The sequence below is a fragment of the Erwinia sp. genome (genome assembly GCF_049696395.1).
In the GTDB taxonomy this organism is placed as follows: Bacteria; Pseudomonadota; Gammaproteobacteria; order Enterobacterales; family Enterobacteriaceae; genus Erwinia.
Map to the genome: position 1 here is coordinate 21737 of NZ_JBAVTT010000029.1, position 16377 is coordinate 38113.

Here is a 16377-nt window from a genome sequence, read left to right on the forward strand (position 1 = left end):
TCCAAACAGAGCGAGAATTCATGAGTCTGAATCTGGTAAGTGAGCAGTTACTAACTGCTAATAACATTAATCAACAGGATCTCTTTTCCCTTCTCGGTCAGCTGTCTGAACGTAAACTGGATTATGCCGACCTCTATTTCCAGTCCAGCTTTCACGAATCCTGGGTGCTGGAAGACCGCATCATCAAAGACGGTTCATGGAACATCGATCAGGGTGTCGGCGTCCGTGCCGTCAGCGGCGAAAAGACCGGTTTTGCTTATGCAGACCAGATCACGCTGAATGCCCTGACGCAGAGCGCGACAGCTGCCCGCAGCATTGTGCGTGAACAAGGTAATGGAAAATCCCACACGCTTGGCGCGGTGATGCATCGTCCGCTGTACCCAACGGTGGATCCGCTGCAAAGCCTGACTCGCGAAGAGAAAATTGCTTTATTACACCGTGTTGATAGCGCTGCTCGCGCTGCAGACAAACGCGTGCAGGAAGTCAGCGCCAGTCTGAGCGGCGTATATGAAATGATCCTGGTTGCCGCCACTGACGGCACGCTGGCGACCGATATTCGACCGCTGGTTCGCCTTTCTGTCAGCGTACAGGTTGAGGAGAACGGCAAGCGTGAGCGGGGATCAAGCGGCGGCGGCGGACGCTTCGGCTATGAGTTCTTCCTGGCCGATGAGTCTGGCGAAATGCGTGCAGAAGCCTGGGCGCGTGAAGCCGTGCGAATGGCATTGGTCAATCTGAATGCGGTAGCCGCTCCAGCAGGAACCATTCCTGTGGTGCTGGGCGCTGGCTGGCCAGGCGTGCTGTTGCACGAAGCTGTCGGCCACGGGCTGGAAGGCGACTTCAACCGCCGTGGCACCTCTGTCTTCAGTGGACAAATGGGGCAGCTTGTAGCCTCTGAGCTTTGTACCGTTGTGGACGATGGCACCCTCGAAGGCCTGCGCGGTTCGCTGGCGGTGGATGATGAAGGCGTGCCGGGTCAGTACAACGTCCTGATTGAAAACGGCATTCTGAAAGGCTACATGCAGGACAAGCTGAACGCGCGTCTGATGGGGGTTAACCCGACCGGAAACGGCCGCCGTGAATCCTATGCTCACTTGCCAATGCCGCGCATGACCAATACTTATATGCTGGCCGGTAAGTCCACACCGCAGGATATTATTGAAAGCGTGGAATACGGTCTTTATGCACCGAATTTCGGCGGCGGTCAGGTAGATATCACTTCAGGTAAGTTTGTGTTCTCTACTTCAGAGGCCTACCTGATTGAGAACGGCAAAGTGACCAAGCCAGTAAAAGGCGCGACTTTGATTGGCTCAGGCATTGAAGCGATGCAGCAAATCTCAATGGTCGGTAACGATCTGGCGCTGGATAAAGGCGTTGGGGTTTGTGGTAAAGAAGGCCAGAGTCTGCCGGTAGGTGTTGGTCAGCCAACGCTGAAGCTGGATAAACTGACGGTGGGTGGAACGGCCTAATCCGTTAGCGACAGGTCAACGCCTGCAGACAAAAGGGACGAGAAATCGTCCCTTTTTGCTTTTCCGGCCTCTACTCCTGCCGGGACTCCTGATAAACATCCGCCACTTTGTCAAAATAGTCGGTCAGATAGTTAATGCAGACCTGTACCTTCAGCGGCAGCTTGTCTTTCTGCGTATACACGGCATAAACAGGTCGGGGTGCGGATTGATAATGAGCAAACAGGATCTCCACCTGCCCGGCGTTAATCTCATCAATGACCCACATCAACGGCACATGAGCGATCCCCGTACCGGAAACCAGCCAGCGGATCAGGGTTTGTGAATCGTTGGTAGCGAAGCGGCCCTGTAGAGAAAGTCGGATAGAAACGCCTTCAGGTGACGTGAGTTCAAAATCATTATCAGGGCGGACGCTGTATTCCAGCCACGAGAAGTTACTCAAGTCAGAGGGTTTCTCGGGTGTGCCGTGTTGCGTCAGATAGCTTTTGGCTGCGCAAACCACCATCGGCATTGAGCCCAACCGCCGCGAGAACAAGCTGGAGTCTTGCAGCGCGCCTAAACGGATCACTAAATCCAGTCCATCAGCGATCAAATCGGGTGCCGGGCTGCCGGTCACCAGGTTCACTGTCAGTCCCGGATATTCCCGCAGCATCTCTGCCGTCATATTGGCCAGCACGTTTTGCGCCATGGTAGAGGAACTGCCGATCCTTAAGGTGCCGACGGGTGTATTATTAAAGGCGTAAAGCTGTTCATGGACCTGCTGCGCCTCAGACATCATGCGGCGGCAGCCCTGAAAGTAGATTTTCCCGGCTTCGGTCAGCCCTATACTGCGGGTGCTGCGATTCAATAATTTGACCTGCAGTTCATCTTCCAGTTTGGCTACAATCTGGCTGACGGCAGAGACGCTCATTTGCATCCGATTGGCCGCCGCCGTAAAGGATCCCAGTTCCACCACCCGTGCGAAGACGGACATGCCCTTCAGTCTTTCCATTGTTAACCCTGGCTTAAAAGTGATTTAGATCACATTAGGTAGATAACACATAGTCAGGCGCGTTATTATAGCGGCGCCGGGTTACCTTTCCGTAACTCTACTCACCGCAATGCTGGCTCCTGAATACGCTATTATTCATTGAGCGCCGGTTATGATTATCTGACAGCTTGTCTGTTACTCTATCATCATCAACCTGTAAAGCAGCAGCCCCCCTTGAACCGGGAGGTGGCTTGAGTCTGCCAGAAGGCGTGTGCCCGGTAAGGTACTGACAAGGATAAAAGATGAGTGTGCTTCCGGTTATTGTGATATTTGGGCTCTCTTTCCCGCCCATTTTCTTTGAAATTATTGTGTCATTGATGCTGTTCTGGCTGGTGCGTCGTTTGTTAACACCTACCGGGATCTATGACCTGGTCTGGCATCCTGCACTGTTTAATACAGCACTCTACTGCTGCCTGTTCTACCTGGTTTCCCGATTGTTTGTCTGAGGTCATAGTGAAAGCGCTAACAACAAAAATTGCCCGATACGCCATAACCCTGATTCTGGTTGTGATCGCCATTATCCTGATTTTCCGCGCATGGGTGTTCTACACAGAATCCCCGTGGACACGCGATGCGAAATTTACTGCGGATGTCGTGGCGATTGCCCCGGACGTTAGCGGACTGATTTCTGATGTTCAGGTACGCGATAACCAGCTGGTGAAGAAAGGCCAGGTGCTGTTTGTGGTCGATCAGCCGCGCTATCAGCAGGCGTTGGATGAAGCCGAAGCCGATGTGGCTTACTACCAGGCCCTGGTGAACGAGAAACGTCGCGAAGCTGCTCGTCGTAATCAGTTGGGGGTTTCTGCGATGTCCCGTGAGGCCATCGAACAGTCCAATAACGATTATCAAACTTCTGAGCACCAGCTGGCGAAATCTATCGCTACCCGTGATACCGCAAAATTAGATCTGGCGCGTACCGTAGTGAAAGCACCGGCCGATGGCTGGGTCACTAACCTGAACGTGTACCGTGGTGAGTTCATCACCCGAGGTTCAACCGCCGTAGCCCTGGTGCAGCAGCATACTTTCTATGTGCTGGCCTACATGGAAGAAACCAAGCTGGAAGGCGTTCGTCCTGGCTACCGTGTGGAGATCACCCCGCTGGGCAGCAACCGTGTATTACACGGAACGGTGGACAGTGTCGCGGCTGGTGTGACCAACAGCAGCAGCACTCTCGACAGTAAAGGGATGGCCACTATCGACTCCAACCTTGAGTGGGTTCGTCTGGCGCAGCGTGTGCCGGTGCGTATTCACCTGGATGAGCAGCAGGGCAATCTTTACCCGTCTGGGACTACTGCGACTATCGTGGTCACCGGTGCGGAAGATCGCAAGCCGGAGCAGATGTCGCCGATGTCGAAGTTGATGCATCGCCTGCGTGAGTTCGGTTAAGCAGGAGAGCATTATGCAGTGGCACCGTTTGCGGTTCCCGATCAAGCTGACTTTTGCCATTGTGCTGTCACTGCTGATTGGTTTTCACTTCAATCTTGAAACGCCCCGCTGGGCAGTAATGACCGCCTGCATCGTGGCAGGCGGAACCGCGTTTGCCGCGGGGGGCGATCCCTTTTCCGGTGCGCTTCGCCATCGTGGCATGTTGCGTATAATCGGCACCTTCCTCGGCTGTATTGCCGCGCTGGTGATCATGATTGCCACCATCAGGGCGCCCGCTCTGATGATGCTGCTTTGCTGCATGTGGGCCGGGCTTTGTGTCTGGCTCTCATCTCTGATCAAAATTGAAAACTCTTATGCGCTGGGCCTGGCGGGCTACACCGCGCTGATCATTGTGGTCAGCGTCGACGCTAACGGGTCGGTGCTGCTTGCTCCTCAGTTTGCGGTTGAACGCTGCAGTGAAATCATTATCGGGATCGTCTGTGCGATCCTGGCCGATATGCTGTTTTCGCCACGCTCGGTGAAACAGGATATTGACCGTGAAATCGATGCCTTGCTGGTGGATCAGTACAAACTGATGCAGCTTTGTGTCGCACACGGTGATAAGGAAGAAGTCGATCGGTTATGGACCAATTTAGTTCGCCGGACCACTGCGCTGAACGGTATGCGTGGCAACCTGATGATGGAATCGAGCCGCTGGCAGAAAATTGATGAGCGGATGCGAGCGCTGAGCACCCTTTCGCTGACGTTGATTACTCAGGCAGCCGAAACTTACCTGATCCAGGACAGTCGCAAAGAATATGTCCCGCCGCAGTTTCATATCTTTTTTGATAAATCGGTCGAAAACATCGGTGATATCCATAAGCGAATGAAGATCATGCGCCGGGTTATCACCACCAGTGGCAGCAAAAACACCCCGGTGACTTTGCAGAACTGGGTGGTAGCTGCCACACGCTACTTGCTGCTGTTAAAAGGGATCCACACCAACAGCAGCATCAGCCGCATTGAGCGGGAAGTCCTGAATGATGAACCGGTAGTGAAAATGCGTTCGGCCGAATCACGCCATGCCATCATTAACGGCGTCAGAACCTTTGTTGCCACTGCGGTAGGATCGCTGTTCTGGTTATGGACCGGCTGGGCTTCAGGCAGCGGAGCTATGGTCATGCTCGCGGTGATCACCGCATTAGCGATGCGTATGCCAAATCCGTTAATGATGGCGAAGGATTTTCTTTACGGCATGATCGTGGCGATCCCCCTTGGATCGCTCTATTACATGGTCATTATGCCCTCAACGCAGCAAAGCATGCTGCTGCTGTGCATCTCTCTTGGCGTGATGGCGTTTATCGGTGGGATCCTGATCCAGCGGCGGCAGATTGGCACGCTTGGTGCTCTGGTCGGCACCATCAACATTATTACTCTGGATAACCCGATGACTTTCAACGTCACCGCGTTTCTGGATAATGCGCTGGGACAGGCCATCGGCTGTTTCCTCGCACTGCTGGTGATCCTGTTGATCCGCGATACTTCGAAAGCCCGCACGGGCCGGATCCTGTTAAATCGCTTTATGTATGCCGCCGTCTCGGCCATGAGCACCAATCAGGCTCGCCGCCGTGAGAACCATCTGCCTGCTCTTTATCACCAGCTCTTTATGTTGCTGAACATTTTCCCGGGCGACATCGATAAATTCCGTATTGCCCTGACGCTGATCATCGGGCATCAGCGCCTGCGGGATGCTGATATTCCGGTCAACGGCGATTTATCGGCTTACCACAAACAGCTGCGGCATACTGCGGACCAGGTGATAGCGGCCAGAACCGAGGCGAAAAGGCAGCGCTACTTCGAGCGCCTGCTGGCGGAGCTGGAGGTTTATCAGGAAAAACTTGTCCAGTATGAAGCCCCGCTGAACGTCACCGAACCGGTCAAAAGGCTGGCGAATACGCTGAAAAAGTACCAGAACACCCTCATCCAAATCTGACTTTACGCTGATACCGTCCGGTATCAGCGCTTTCCCATTCACGTTTCTCCCCGACAGGTTCATACAGGGATAAAGTGTGCCATCTATACTTATTCCATCAGGATGGCAAACCCCTCAGGAGAACACGATGAGCACTTCTATGCTTCAGGATCACGAACTGTTCCAGACCGGCTATTTTTGTGACGGTCAGTGGCTACGCACGGCTGCCACTTTTGATGTACTGAATCCGGCTACCGGCGAAGTGATTGCCCAGGTAGCACGAGCAGGTAAAGCAGAAACTGAACAAGCGATTGCCGCGGCAGAGAAAGCTTTCCCAGCCTGGCGGGCCAAAACAGCTAAAGAGCGCAGTGAAATCCTTCATCGCTGGTATCAGTTGATAATCGACAATAAAGCCTGGCTGGGTAAGTTAATGACCGCCGAACAGGGAAAGCCAGTGAAGGAAGCCGAAGGCGAAGTGGAGTATGCGGCCAGCTTCATTCAGTGGTTCGCCGAACAGGCTAAGCGCGCTAACGGAGAGATCATTCCGCCTGCTAAGGCTGGCTCGCGGATCCTGGCAACGCGTGAGCCTGTTGGTGTAGTCGCCGCTATTACGCCCTGGAATTTCCCGATGGCGATGCTGACCCGCAAACTGGGACCGGCACTGGCTGCAGGCTGTACCGGTGTCATCAAACCAGCCAACAATACCCCACTTTCCGCCTTTGCTCTGCTGGCACTTGCGAAGAGGGCTGGCGTGCCAGACGGTGTTCTGAATGCCGTGGCGGGAGATACTCATGCCATCAGCGATGCCATTATGGCCAGTAAGGCGGTCAGGAAGATTTCTTTCACCGGCTCTACGGCTGTGGGCAAGCTGTTGATGCGAAACGCGGCAGAGACGATGAAAAAGGTCTCGATGGAGCTGGGTGGCAACGCGCCTTATATCGTTTTTGAAGATGCTGATATTGATGCCGCCGTAAAAGGCGCCATCGCCAATAAATTCCGCAATGCAGGCCAGGTATGCGTCAGTGTTAACCGTTTCTTCATTCATAACAGCGTTTACGACCGCTTTGTCAGTCAGCTGGCTGACGAGGTTAAAAAACTGAAAGTCGGCAACGGGATGGAAGAAGGGGTGATCGTTGGGCCCTTGATTGAAGCTTCCGCGCTGGAAAAAGTGGAAGAGCACGTAAACGATGCCGTTGCCAATGGCGGCAAAATTGTTGCCGGTGGCGGCCGACATGAGCTGGGTGGCAATTTCTGGCAGCCAACGGTGATAGCCGAAGCCAATGAGAAGATGAAGCTGGCCAATGAGGAGACTTTCGGCCCCGTGGCGGCCTGCTTCCGTTTTGATGAGGAGGAAGAGGTTATTCGTCGGGCAAATGATACCGAGTTTGGCCTCGCTGCTTATTTCTATACGCAAAACCTTCAGCGCGTGTTCCGGGTCTCTGCAGCACTGGAGAGTGGCATGGTCGGCATTAACGAGTGTGCGGTCTCAACAGAGCTGGCGCCTTTTGGCGGTGTGAAAGAATCTGGCCTGGGACGTGAAGGATCGGTACTGGGGCTAGAAGAGTTTTTAGAAGTGAAAGCCCTGCATATTGGGGGACTGTAACTCACCGGGCGGCCTCAGTCGCCCAACCGAGTGCCTCGTGGAGCGGCTGGTATGAGAACAGAGATTTTTGATTTTGATGAAATTGTCGATCAGGCACACTTTTACCGCCAGTTTAGCGAACGATTTGCGCTGGTGGAGGTGAACGTGACGGATTTAGACAGCTTATGGGAAGCCGTCACCGCGCTGCCTGTGCCCTTAGAGATTGAATTCATTCATTTAGGGATCGGCCAGAAGCGGCGTTATGGGGCGTTAATCCTGCTGTTTGATGAGGCAGAAGAGGAGCTGGAAGGGCAGCTCCGCTTTAATGTTCATTAGTCAGTAGAGACAAAAAGGGCCCCGACAAGCGGGGCCAAAGGGTTCGTCATACTGACGAGGAATGTCTTACAGTAGCAGTGACAAGCCAGCTAAAGGGATTGGCGTGTTCGACAACAAGCAGGCGCTGGCACCTTCTAATTTTTTGTACTTACTCGACTTTATTTATACAGCTCTGCAGTCGCGTGGTAGTTGCCATCATTGCGCGCTTCGATCACGCGATAAGAGCTGGCACCTTGCTGATCCGCTTTCTGAGAGAGCTCATGGCGGATATCGGTAGGCGCACCGTCAATACCACTGACGCTGACGGTTCCCATTGACTGCAAGTTCTGATCGGCAGCCTGTTGGTCAGTCACAAGATGAGCGGCGTTGGCACCGAAAGAGAGAACGGAGGCCAGACTAAGGACTGCGAGTGCTAATTTGGTTTTCATGATCAATGCTCCAGATAAAGTTGAGCGGTAACCGAAAGGGCTCAAAAGCGATTATTATTCTTGGGGTTACCGTTTTATTTAGTCGTTAATACCGTACTGCCGGAAAGTCTTTGCTTATTTGTACAGCTCTGCCGTCGCATGGTAGTTGCCGTTGTTGTAAGCCTCTACAACACGGTAAGCACTGGCACCCTGAGCATCAGCCTTATCATTCAGCTTCTGATTGATGTCCATTGGTGAACCGGCAACGCCGCTCACGGAGATGGTGCCAACGGATTGCAGATTTTGCGCCTGATCCGCGTTAACAGATTCAGCTGCAAAAGCACCAAATGAGAGAGCAGAAAGAACGGTTACAGCCGCAACAGTAGTTTTAATGTTCATGTTTATTTCCTCGTAATATGATTTTTATCTTTTTGTTTAGTGTGATTGTCATCACGAAAACAAGTATAGATCTAATAACGTAAAATATTAATAGCCTGCTAATAATGTTTTGTTGCGATACTTTAGCCGAAAACTGCATTTTAATAACCAGACGTTATAAAAAACGCTTATAACTTGCCCTCCACATGTTAAATACATGTAAAAACATGGAGATAGGTTACTTTAGCTATTTGTGCGCTTATTTGGGGTGGATCACACTATGAGACGAGGGTATCTGGTTTTTCTGCCTGATATAGCCTGGTAAAGGCAGTGCATCATGCTGATAAGAGGGGTGTTGAACGGTGGGAAAGCACAAGCCGGCAGGCGCCGGCTCTACGAAAAGGTGATGATAAGAGTTAGTTAGCCTTCGGTTAATTATCAGGCTTTCATTGCGGCTGCTTATAACTCTTGCTCGAAGAGGATCAGAATCGCTTCGAACAGCTGCTTTACCGTAAAGGCGCGGGCAGGGGTAATAAAGATCGTATCGTCACCGGCGATGGTGCCGAGGATCCCTTCTGCCTTGCCCAGCGAGTCCAGCAGGCGCGCTATCAGCTGTGCCGCGCCGGGGCTGGTATGGATCACCACCAACGCATCGTTGTAGTCGATATCTAACACGAGGTTTTTGAGTGGGCTGGTGGTGGTGGGCACGCCAAGTTCGGCCGGCAGGCAATAGACCATTTCCATTTTGGCGTTGCGTGTGCGCACGGCACCAAACTTGGTCAACATACGGGAGACTTTAGACTGATTGATATTGTCGAAGCCATCTTCCTGCAAAGCCGCCACAATCTCGCCCTGCGAGCTGAACTTCTCTTCTTTCAGTAAAGATTTAAAGGCCTTAATCAGGTCTTCTTGTTTTGATGGGTTACGCATAGGCTTCCGCTAAAGAGTCAGAAATAAAGGGGATTTCCCTGACGGGGCTGGCGGTGATTATGCAATTAAATGAATTGTTATGCAATAAGGCGCGGGATTTTATGCTGGGGATAGGGCGGAGGCGCGACAGTATGCCAAACTTTCGACGGAAAAAAAATACCCGCTCAGACAAGGATGTAGCGCAAAAAGTAAACGATTTGTTATTAAATTGATGTTGTTCTGCTTAGCGCTAAGGGTGTAATGTAAAGCCGAATCCTGTTTCTGCAGCTGGCTACGAATGGCCTTGCCCTTAAATGCGGTCAATCTCACCTGCTTCTGCGGTTTTGGGCGTGAGCGCCCAGAAAGTTATGATAGCAATCGCCAGAACCTGAATGGTCGTCTATGTTCGTAATCAGATGGATTCACAGTACTTTACGCTCACTATAATAAGGAGTTCAGGATGAAAGTTGCAGTTCTCGGCGCAGCTGGCGGTATTGGCCAGGCTCTCGCACTTCTGCTTAAAACCCAGCTTCCAGCGGGTTCAGACCTCTCTCTGTACGACATCGCTCCCGTTACGCCTGGCGTAGCTGTTGATTTGAGCCACATCCCTACAGCAGTCAATATCAAAGGTTTCTGTGGCGAAGACGCGACTCCGGCGCTGAAAGGTGCTGACGTTGTGCTGATCTCCGCTGGCGTGGCACGTAAGCCAGGCATGGATCGTTCCGATCTGTTTAATGTTAACGCCGGAATTGTGCGTAATCTGATAGAACAGGTTGCCAGCACCTGCCCTAAAGCGCTGATTGGTATCATCACTAACCCGGTTAACACCACGGTAGCTATTGCGGCGGAAGTGCTGAAGAAAGCCGGAGTTTATGATAAGAACAAGCTGTTTGGCATTACCACGCTGGACATTATCCGTTCCAATACGTTTGTGGCGGAGCTGAAAGGCAAAAACCCTGCCGAGCTGGACATTCCGGTCGTGGGTGGACACTCAGGCGTGACTATTTTGCCTCTGCTTTCACAGATCCCAGGCGTTAGCTTCTCCGAACAGGAAGTGGCCGATCTGACTAAACGTATTCAGAACGCGGGTACCGAAGTGGTTGAGGCGAAAGCTGGTGGCGGATCCGCCACGCTGTCTATGGGACAGGCCGCAGCCAAATTTGGCCTGTCGCTGGTACGCGCCATCAACGGCGAAAGCAATGTCGTGGAATGTGCTTATGTTGAAGGCGAAGGTGAGTATGCTCGCTTCTTCTCACAGCCTCTGCTGCTGGGCAAAAACGGCATCGTTGAGCGCAAACCAATCGGTACGCTGAGCGCTTTCGAGCAGAAGTCGCTGGAAGGTATGCTGGACACGCTGAAGAAAGATATCACCCTGGGTGAAGAGTTCGTTAAATAATCCTGCTACAGGGCCAGCACTGACTGGCCCTGCATTCATGCGCTTCACGCTTAATTCCCAGGATATTCCAGCACGGTAATGGGTAACGTCATCTTCCGATCGTTACGGATAATATCCACGTTTATCACCGTACCTGGTCGAATCTCAGCAACCTGATCCATGGTTTCCAGGGCAGAAATAGCCGGTTTATGGTTCACGCTGGTGATCACATCATTCATCTGCAGTCCCGCTTTAGCTGCCGGGCCGCCCTGAGACACATTGGTCACCACAATGCCCTGAATATGATCGAGGCTGCTGTTCTGGCCGTGCATTTGTGGCACTTCGCGGCCGCTGATGCCGATAAATCCACGAATAACCCGACCATCGCGGATTAACTTATCCATGATCTTCGCTGCCAGCGCGGTAGGGATAGCAAAACCAATTCCTTCCGGGGTTTCCCCGTCATTACTTTTATCAAACGACAGGGTGTTAATTCCCATCAGTTCACCCAGGGAGTTGATCAAGGCACCGCCCGAGTTCCCTTTGTTGATGGAAGCATCTGTCTGTAGGAAGTTCTGATAGCGGGAAGGGCTCAGGCCCACGCGGCCTGTGGCACTGATAATCCCCTGAGTCACTGTCTGACCAATGTTATAAGGATTACCGATTGCCATCACCAAATCGCCGATATGGGCAATGCGTTTGGGATTGATCGGGATAACCGGCAGGCCGGAAGCGGTGATCTTTAACACGGCAAGATCGGTCAGACTGTCTGAGCCCACCAACATAGCCTCAAAGATGCGGCCATCTTGCAGCGCAACGATGATCTGGTCTGCATCATTGATCACGTGTTTGTTGGTCAGAATATAGCCACGGCCATCCATGATCACGCCCGATCCCAGGGTGCGGATCTCAAGGTTATCAGCGGAGGCATTGGCACTACGGTTGTAAACATTCACTACCGCGGGAGCAGCCCGGCGGACAGCAGAGTTGTAGCTGACAGGCGTTTCATCAGCGCTGTCATCTTTGTGCGTGAAAAAGTCACTGCCGATCCTCAGTGCTGGCAGACCAGCCAGTAAGAGACCCGCAACCACAAGGCCAAGAAGCACTGAACGCAATAGTTTAGGAAACATGGCTTTAAAAGGTGAGTGAATGAACGTTGGGCAGGATAGCATGAGTTAAGCGGACACGCAGGTGTCCGCTTCATGATTTAACGTAAAAGCAGATAGAGGCTCGACTCACCACGGATGACATTCAGTGCCAGCAGAGGGGGTTTGGCTTCCAGCAGCTTACGCAGCTCGGCCAGGTTTGCCACTCTGGTACGGTTAAGGCCGACAATCACATCGCCTTTCTTCATGCCGTATTGCTCAGCTGGCGAGGATTTAGCGACGTCATCCACTACAACCCCTTTGGTTCCGTCTTTCGCTGCACCATCGGTAAAGGTGGCACCTTGCAGAGCTGGTGTGCTCTGGTCGGCAGTGGTTGAGGTTTGCGTACTGGCATCCAGTTTGACGGTCACGGTAACCGGCTTACCTTCACGGATCAGGCCGACTTTAACGTCTTTGCCTGGTGCGGTGGTGCCAATTTTAACCCGCAGCGCGGCGAAGCTGTCTATCGGCTTGTCATCCAGACTGGTGATGATATCCCCGGCCTTGATACCAGCTTTAGCCGCCGCAGAACCCGGCAGAACTTCATTAACGAAAGCCCCGCGCTGAGCCTCAACGTTAAAGGCTTTGGCCATATCAGCCGTCATCTCGGTGCCTTTAATGCCCAGCTGGCCGCGCTTCACTTCGCCAAAATCAATCAGCTGCTGAGCCAGGTTCATCGCCATATTGCTTGGGATGGCAAAGCCAATACCGATATTGCCCCCGGCGGACGACAGAATGGCGGTATTCAGGCCAATCAGTTCGCCATTCAGGTTCACCAGCGCGCCGCCTGAGTTGCCGCGGTTGATCGCTGCATCGGTCTGAATAAAGTTTTCCAGACCTTCAAGATTCAACCCGCTGCGTCCCAGAGCTGAGACAATCCCTGAGGTGGCTGTCTGGCCCAGGCCAAAAGGATTACCAATAGCAACGGCAAAATCACCGACTTTAAGCTGATCGGAATCTGCCACTTTTATCTGCGTCAGGCCCTTCGCTCCGCTGATCTGGATCAGAGCGATATCGGTTTGCTCATCATGGCCAATAAGTTTGGCATCGATTTCACGACCATCGCTCAGCTGGACACTGATTTTGGTGGCGCCATTGACCACATGATTATTGGTCAGCACATAACCCTTATCAGCATTGATCACTACGCCGGAAGCCAGCCCTTCGAAGGGCTGCGGCTGTGAATCACCGTCCTGGCCCTGACCAAAGAATTTCTTCAAGGGTTCAGGGATTTCCTGAGATTGTGCCGGCGTTTGGGTGCCTTCCACATGCACGCTAACCACGGCAGGAAGCACTTTTTCAAGCATCGGTGCCAGGCTTGGCAGTGGTTGCCCCTCAATTTGCGCGGGGAGCGTAGCCAAAGCCTGGGGAGCGATGGTCAGATTCATGCCAATACTCAATGCCAATGCACTTAACAGTAAGGATTTTTTCTTCATCGCTAAGACGCTCTCGCTACAAAAAGGGTGGGGGAACTCAGATATCGGTCTACAACTCAGAGTGCGGATTTTACTGCTGCAAAAGGAAAAAAAGGGCGCTGAGCGCCCTGACTTCATTCTGCTTATTTCTGTGCTGCACGGTCGCCGCGAAGCAGGCCTGAAGCGCTGTCCGGGTAGTCGCGTGGCATCTGAACCGGGACCTGATCGTTATCAGCTTCTGATTCAGTCAGCTGGTAAGCAAAGGGGTTTTTCTCACCCGGCAGGTTTGGCAGCAGGTCATTAGACCCTTTTGCCATATGCTGATAAAGCTGACGGTAATCGCGCGCCATGTTATCCAGCAGCTCAGCACTTTGTGCAAAGTGGCTGGTCAGCTCTTCACGATAATCGGCCAGTTCAGCTTTCGTTTTTTCCAGTTCGTACTGCTGGCTCCGCTGCTCGCGAAGCTTTTTGTTGCCAAAACGCATGGCCGCCGCGCCGATGATTAATCCAACTACCAAGCCAATAAGCGCGTATTCCCAGGTCATAATAACTCCCGTGTTGTCTTCGTTGTTCCGTAAGGGCTACTGGCCAACGCCAGTTCACTACCTGCCACTATAACCGCTAATCTGATGGAAGTGGAATCCTGAGGCTGCATCGCTTAGTGTATAGCGGCCTTTTTTTCGACAATCAACCACCTGACGCACCGAATTTTTCAGGGAATGTGAATAAATTATGCAAACGATGTCTCCTCTGGCGCGGTACCAGCAGGCGCTGGAAAAAGGCGAATTCCAGCCTGACGCAGTACAACTCGACGCCATGACTCGCCTGGACGGTATTTATCAGGCGCTGACTAGCCTTCAGCCGGTTTCTCCTCAGCCTGCCAGGGGTCTTTTTGGCAAGCTAAATAAGCTGATGGGCAAAGGAAAAGCTGAGACGCCGTCAGCGGCTCGTGGCTTATATATGTGGGGCGGCGTTGGCCGGGGGAAAACCTGGCTGATGGATATGTTTTTTCAGGCAATTCCTGGAGAGCGTAAGCAGCGTCTGCACTTTCACCGCTTTATGTTACGTGTCCATCAGGAGCTGACGGAGCTTCAGGGACAAAGCGATCCACTGCAAATTGTCGCCGATCGTTTCAAAAGCGAAACTGACCTGCTGTGCTTCGATGAATTCTTTGTTTCTGATATCACCGATGCCATGTTGTTGGGCACGCTGATGGAAGCGTTATTCGCCAGAGGGATCACTCTGGTAGCCACGTCCAACATTCCACCGGACGATCTCTATCGCAATGGCCTGCAGCGGGCTCGCTTTCTGCCAGCCATCGAGATGATTAAGCAGCATTGCGAAATCATGAACGTCGATGCCGGGATTGATTATCGCCTGCGCACGCTGACGTCAGCCCATCTGTGGATGACGCCGCTAAATGACGATACCAGCAAAGAGATGGAAAGGATGTTTGTGGCGCTGGCGGGGGTTGCCAGAAGTGACAAGCCGGTGCTGGAGATCAATCACCGTTCTCTGCCTACGCAGGGAATGGCTGAAGGCGTGGTGGCTATGGATTTTAAAACGTTGTGCGGTGAAGGGCGTAGCCAGCATGACTACATCGAACTGTCGCGACGTTTTCACAGCGTGCTGCTGTATAACGTGCCGGTGATGATCTACAAGACGGAAGACCAGGCAAGGCGTTTTCTGGCATTGGTGGATGAGTTCTACGAGCGGCATGTTAAGCTAGTGGTCTCCGCCGAAGCCTCATTGTTTGAGATTTATCAAGGCGCTCGGCTGAAGTTTGAATACCAACGCTGCGTCTCCCGCTTGCAGGAGATGCAAAGCGAAGAGTACCTCCGGCTGGCGCACTTGCCCTGAAGCAAGCCAGGGCGGGGCGCTGGGGTGCAATTATTGTGAGAAAAGGGTCGCGCTTTGTGGCCGACTTCTCTATAATCTTGCGACCCCACGTTACAACAAAGGTTTTTTTCCCAAAACTCTTTGTGTTCCAGTAACTCTATCCGAAGGGGTGGGCTTGCTGGTCAAGATGGTCGTGTGAGCCTCAACCGTTTATTCAAGCGTTTGGGATTTCACCAACGTGTAACTTAATTTGGGTAAGCTTTTAAATGAAAACTTTTACAGCTAAGCCAGAATCGGTCCAACGTGACTGGTTTGTTGTTGACGCAACTGGCAAAACTTTAGGTCGTTTAGCGACCGAACTGGCTCGTCGCCTGCGCGGTAAGCACAAAGCGGAATATACTCCGCACGTTGATACTGGCGATTATATTATCGTTCTTAACGCTGAGAAAGTTGCCGTAACCGGTAACAAGCGTACCGATAAGATTTATTACCATCACACCGGTTTCGTCGGTGGTATCAAGCAAGCGACCTTCGAAGAGATGATTGCTCGCCGTCCTGAGCGTGTGATTGAAATCGCGGTTAAGGGCATGCTGCCAAAGGGCCCGCTGGGTCGTGCGATGTACCGTAAACTGAAAGTTTACGCGGGCAACGAGCACAACCATGCGGCACAGCAACCGCAAGTTCTTGACATTTAATCGGGATTACAGGCAATGGCTGAGAATCAAAACTACGGCACTGGTCGCCGCAAAAGCTCTTCCGCACGCGTCTTCATGAAGCCGGGTAGCGGTAACATCGTTATTAACCAGCGTTCTTTAGAACAGTACTTCGGTCGCGAAACTGCCCGCATGGTAGTTCGTCAGCCGCTGGAACTGTTGGACATGGTTGGTAAATTCGATTTGTACATCACTGTTAAAGGTGGTGGTATCTCTGGTCAGGCTGGTGCGATCCGTCACGGTATCACACGCGCTCTGATGGAGTTTGACGAATCACTGCGTGGCGAACTGCGTAAAGCAGGCTTCGTGACTCGTGATGCTCGTCAGGTAGAACGTAAGAAAGTCGGCCTGCGTAAAGCACGTCGTCGTCCTCAGTTCTCCAAGCGTTAATTTATTCTGCTCCGGCAGAGTCGATTATCGAAAAACCCGGTGCCTGCACCGGGTTTTT

Annotated in this window: 17 protein-coding genes; 10 read left to right on the top strand and 7 right to left on the bottom strand. The window is 52.5% G+C overall.

Annotated features, from left to right (window positions below; translation table 11 throughout):
• Positions 1–20 precede the first annotated feature (20 nt).
• Positions 21–1466: a metalloprotease TldD gene (tldD, locus tag WCC56_RS04060; RefSeq protein ID WP_424691152.1), complete on the top strand. Its 1446-nt coding sequence runs from the start codon at positions 21–23 to the stop codon at positions 1464–1466.
• 70 nt (positions 1467–1536) lie between these two features.
• Here the strand turns inward: tldD and aaeR are convergent, their stop codons facing one another.
• Positions 1537–2454 (bottom strand): HTH-type transcriptional activator AaeR, encoded by a 918-nt coding sequence (gene aaeR, locus WCC56_RS04065; protein ID WP_424691153.1) that lies wholly within the window; start codon positions 2452–2454, stop codon positions 1537–1539.
• A gap of 281 nt (positions 2455–2735) precedes the next feature.
• On the opposite strand from aaeR, the gene aaeX reads away from it, so the two are divergent.
• From aaeX to WCC56_RS04090, 5 genes are all read left to right on the top strand, one after another.
• Positions 2736–2939, top strand: coding sequence for a p-hydroxybenzoic acid efflux pump operon protein AaeX (aaeX, locus tag WCC56_RS04070; protein ID WP_034890367.1), 204 nt, complete (start codon positions 2736–2738; stop codon positions 2937–2939).
• Between the two features lie 7 nt (positions 2940–2946).
• On the top strand, positions 2947–3879 hold the full coding sequence (aaeA, locus tag WCC56_RS04075; protein WP_424691154.1) for a p-hydroxybenzoic acid efflux pump subunit AaeA: 933 nt from the start codon (positions 2947–2949) through the stop codon (positions 3877–3879).
• 13 nt (positions 3880–3892) lie between these two features.
• Entirely contained in the window at positions 3893–5851 is a 1959-nt protein-coding gene (gene aaeB, locus WCC56_RS04080; RefSeq protein ID WP_424691155.1) for a p-hydroxybenzoic acid efflux pump subunit AaeB, read from the top strand.
• Between the two features lie 127 nt (positions 5852–5978).
• The gene (locus WCC56_RS04085) at positions 5979–7433 is read left to right on the top strand and encodes an NAD-dependent succinate-semialdehyde dehydrogenase (RefSeq protein ID WP_424691156.1); all 1455 of its coding nucleotides are present in this window, start codon (positions 5979–5981) and stop codon (positions 7431–7433) included.
• A gap of 51 nt (positions 7434–7484) precedes the next feature.
• Positions 7485–7748 (top strand): barstar family protein, encoded by a 264-nt coding sequence (locus tag WCC56_RS04090; protein ID WP_424691157.1) that lies wholly within the window; start codon positions 7485–7487, stop codon positions 7746–7748.
• 158 nt (positions 7749–7906) lie between these two features.
• Here WCC56_RS04090 and yhcN (WCC56_RS04095) read toward each other — a convergent pair whose 3' ends face one another.
• The 3 genes from yhcN (WCC56_RS04095) to argR form a co-directional block, all read right to left on the bottom strand.
• Positions 7907–8176, bottom strand: coding sequence for a peroxide/acid stress response protein YhcN (yhcN, locus tag WCC56_RS04095; RefSeq protein WP_424691158.1), 270 nt, complete (start codon positions 8174–8176; stop codon positions 7907–7909).
• A gap of 114 nt (positions 8177–8290) precedes the next feature.
• The gene (gene yhcN, locus WCC56_RS04100) at positions 8291–8554 is read right to left on the bottom strand and encodes a peroxide/acid stress response protein YhcN (RefSeq protein ID WP_424691159.1); all 264 of its coding nucleotides are present in this window, start codon (positions 8552–8554) and stop codon (positions 8291–8293) included.
• A gap of 438 nt (positions 8555–8992) precedes the next feature.
• On the bottom strand, positions 8993–9463 hold the full coding sequence (argR, locus tag WCC56_RS04105) for a transcriptional regulator ArgR (protein WP_424691160.1): 471 nt from the start codon (positions 9461–9463) through the stop codon (positions 8993–8995).
• 439 nt (positions 9464–9902) lie between these two features.
• Between argR and mdh the strand changes: the two genes are divergently transcribed.
• Positions 9903–10838 (top strand): malate dehydrogenase, encoded by a 936-nt coding sequence (gene mdh / locus WCC56_RS04110; RefSeq protein ID WP_424691161.1) that lies wholly within the window; start codon positions 9903–9905, stop codon positions 10836–10838.
• A gap of 50 nt (positions 10839–10888) precedes the next feature.
• Here the strand turns inward: mdh and degS are convergent, their stop codons facing one another.
• From degS to zapG, 3 genes are all read right to left on the bottom strand, one after another.
• Entirely contained in the window at positions 10889–11947 is a 1059-nt protein-coding gene (gene degS, locus WCC56_RS04115) for an outer membrane-stress sensor serine endopeptidase DegS (protein WP_424691162.1), read from the bottom strand.
• A gap of 77 nt (positions 11948–12024) precedes the next feature.
• The gene (degQ, locus tag WCC56_RS04120; RefSeq protein WP_424691163.1) at positions 12025–13398 is read right to left on the bottom strand and encodes a serine endoprotease DegQ; all 1374 of its coding nucleotides are present in this window, start codon (positions 13396–13398) and stop codon (positions 12025–12027) included.
• A gap of 122 nt (positions 13399–13520) precedes the next feature.
• Complete coding sequence (gene zapG, locus WCC56_RS04125; protein WP_013204068.1) at positions 13521–13922, bottom strand: Z-ring associated protein ZapG; 402 nt, start codon at positions 13920–13922, stop codon at positions 13521–13523.
• Between the two features lie 187 nt (positions 13923–14109).
• Here zapG and zapE point away from each other — a divergent pair, with 187 nt between their 5' ends.
• The 3 genes from zapE (at position 14110) to rpsI (ending at position 16319) form a co-directional block, all read left to right on the top strand.
• Positions 14110–15237, top strand: coding sequence for a cell division protein ZapE (gene zapE, locus WCC56_RS04130; RefSeq protein ID WP_424691164.1), 1128 nt, complete (start codon positions 14110–14112; stop codon positions 15235–15237).
• A gap of 245 nt (positions 15238–15482) precedes the next feature.
• Entirely contained in the window at positions 15483–15911 is a 429-nt protein-coding gene (gene rplM, locus WCC56_RS04135; RefSeq protein ID WP_013204066.1) for a 50S ribosomal protein L13, read from the top strand.
• Positions 15912–15926: 15 nt separating this feature from the next.
• On the top strand, positions 15927–16319 hold the full coding sequence (gene rpsI / locus WCC56_RS04140; RefSeq protein ID WP_424691165.1) for a 30S ribosomal protein S9: 393 nt from the start codon (positions 15927–15929) through the stop codon (positions 16317–16319).
• Positions 16320–16377 lie beyond the last annotated feature (58 nt).

Bases quoted from the DNA above. Each gene is read 5' to 3' on its own strand.
- degS (WP_424691162.1), bottom strand. From the start codon at position 11,947: ATGTTTCCTAAACTATTGCGTTCAGTGCTTCTTGGCCTTGTGGTTGCG.
- yhcN (WP_424691158.1), bottom strand. From the start codon at position 8,176: ATGAAAACCAAATTAGCACTCGCAGTCCTTAGTCTGGCCTCCGTTCTC.
- degQ (WP_424691163.1), bottom strand. From the start codon at position 13,398: ATGAAGAAAAAATCCTTACTGTTAAGTGCATTGGCATTGAGTATTGGC.
- WCC56_RS04090 (WP_424691157.1), top strand. From the start codon at position 7,485: ATGAGAACAGAGATTTTTGATTTTGATGAAATTGTCGATCAGGCACAC.
- aaeR (WP_424691153.1), bottom strand. From the start codon at position 2,454: ATGGAAAGACTGAAGGGCATGTCCGTCTTCGCACGGGTGGTGGAACTG.
- rplM (WP_013204066.1), top strand. From the start codon at position 15,483: ATGAAAACTTTTACAGCTAAGCCAGAATCGGTCCAACGTGACTGGTTT.
- WCC56_RS04085 (WP_424691156.1), top strand. From the start codon at position 5,979: ATGAGCACTTCTATGCTTCAGGATCACGAACTGTTCCAGACCGGCTAT.
- aaeB (WP_424691155.1), top strand. From the start codon at position 3,893: ATGCAGTGGCACCGTTTGCGGTTCCCGATCAAGCTGACTTTTGCCATT.
- mdh (WP_424691161.1), top strand. From the start codon at position 9,903: ATGAAAGTTGCAGTTCTCGGCGCAGCTGGCGGTATTGGCCAGGCTCTC.
- yhcN (WP_424691159.1), bottom strand. From the start codon at position 8,554: ATGAACATTAAAACTACTGTTGCGGCTGTAACCGTTCTTTCTGCTCTC.
- zapE (WP_424691164.1), top strand. From the start codon at position 14,110: ATGCAAACGATGTCTCCTCTGGCGCGGTACCAGCAGGCGCTGGAAAAA.
- rpsI (WP_424691165.1), top strand. From the start codon at position 15,927: ATGGCTGAGAATCAAAACTACGGCACTGGTCGCCGCAAAAGCTCTTCC.
- tldD (WP_424691152.1), top strand. From the start codon at position 21: ATGAGTCTGAATCTGGTAAGTGAGCAGTTACTAACTGCTAATAACATT.
- argR (WP_424691160.1), bottom strand. From the start codon at position 9,463: ATGCGTAACCCATCAAAACAAGAAGACCTGATTAAGGCCTTTAAATCT.
- zapG (WP_013204068.1), bottom strand. From the start codon at position 13,922: ATGACCTGGGAATACGCGCTTATTGGCTTGGTAGTTGGATTAATCATC.
- aaeX (WP_034890367.1), top strand. From the start codon at position 2,736: ATGAGTGTGCTTCCGGTTATTGTGATATTTGGGCTCTCTTTCCCGCCC.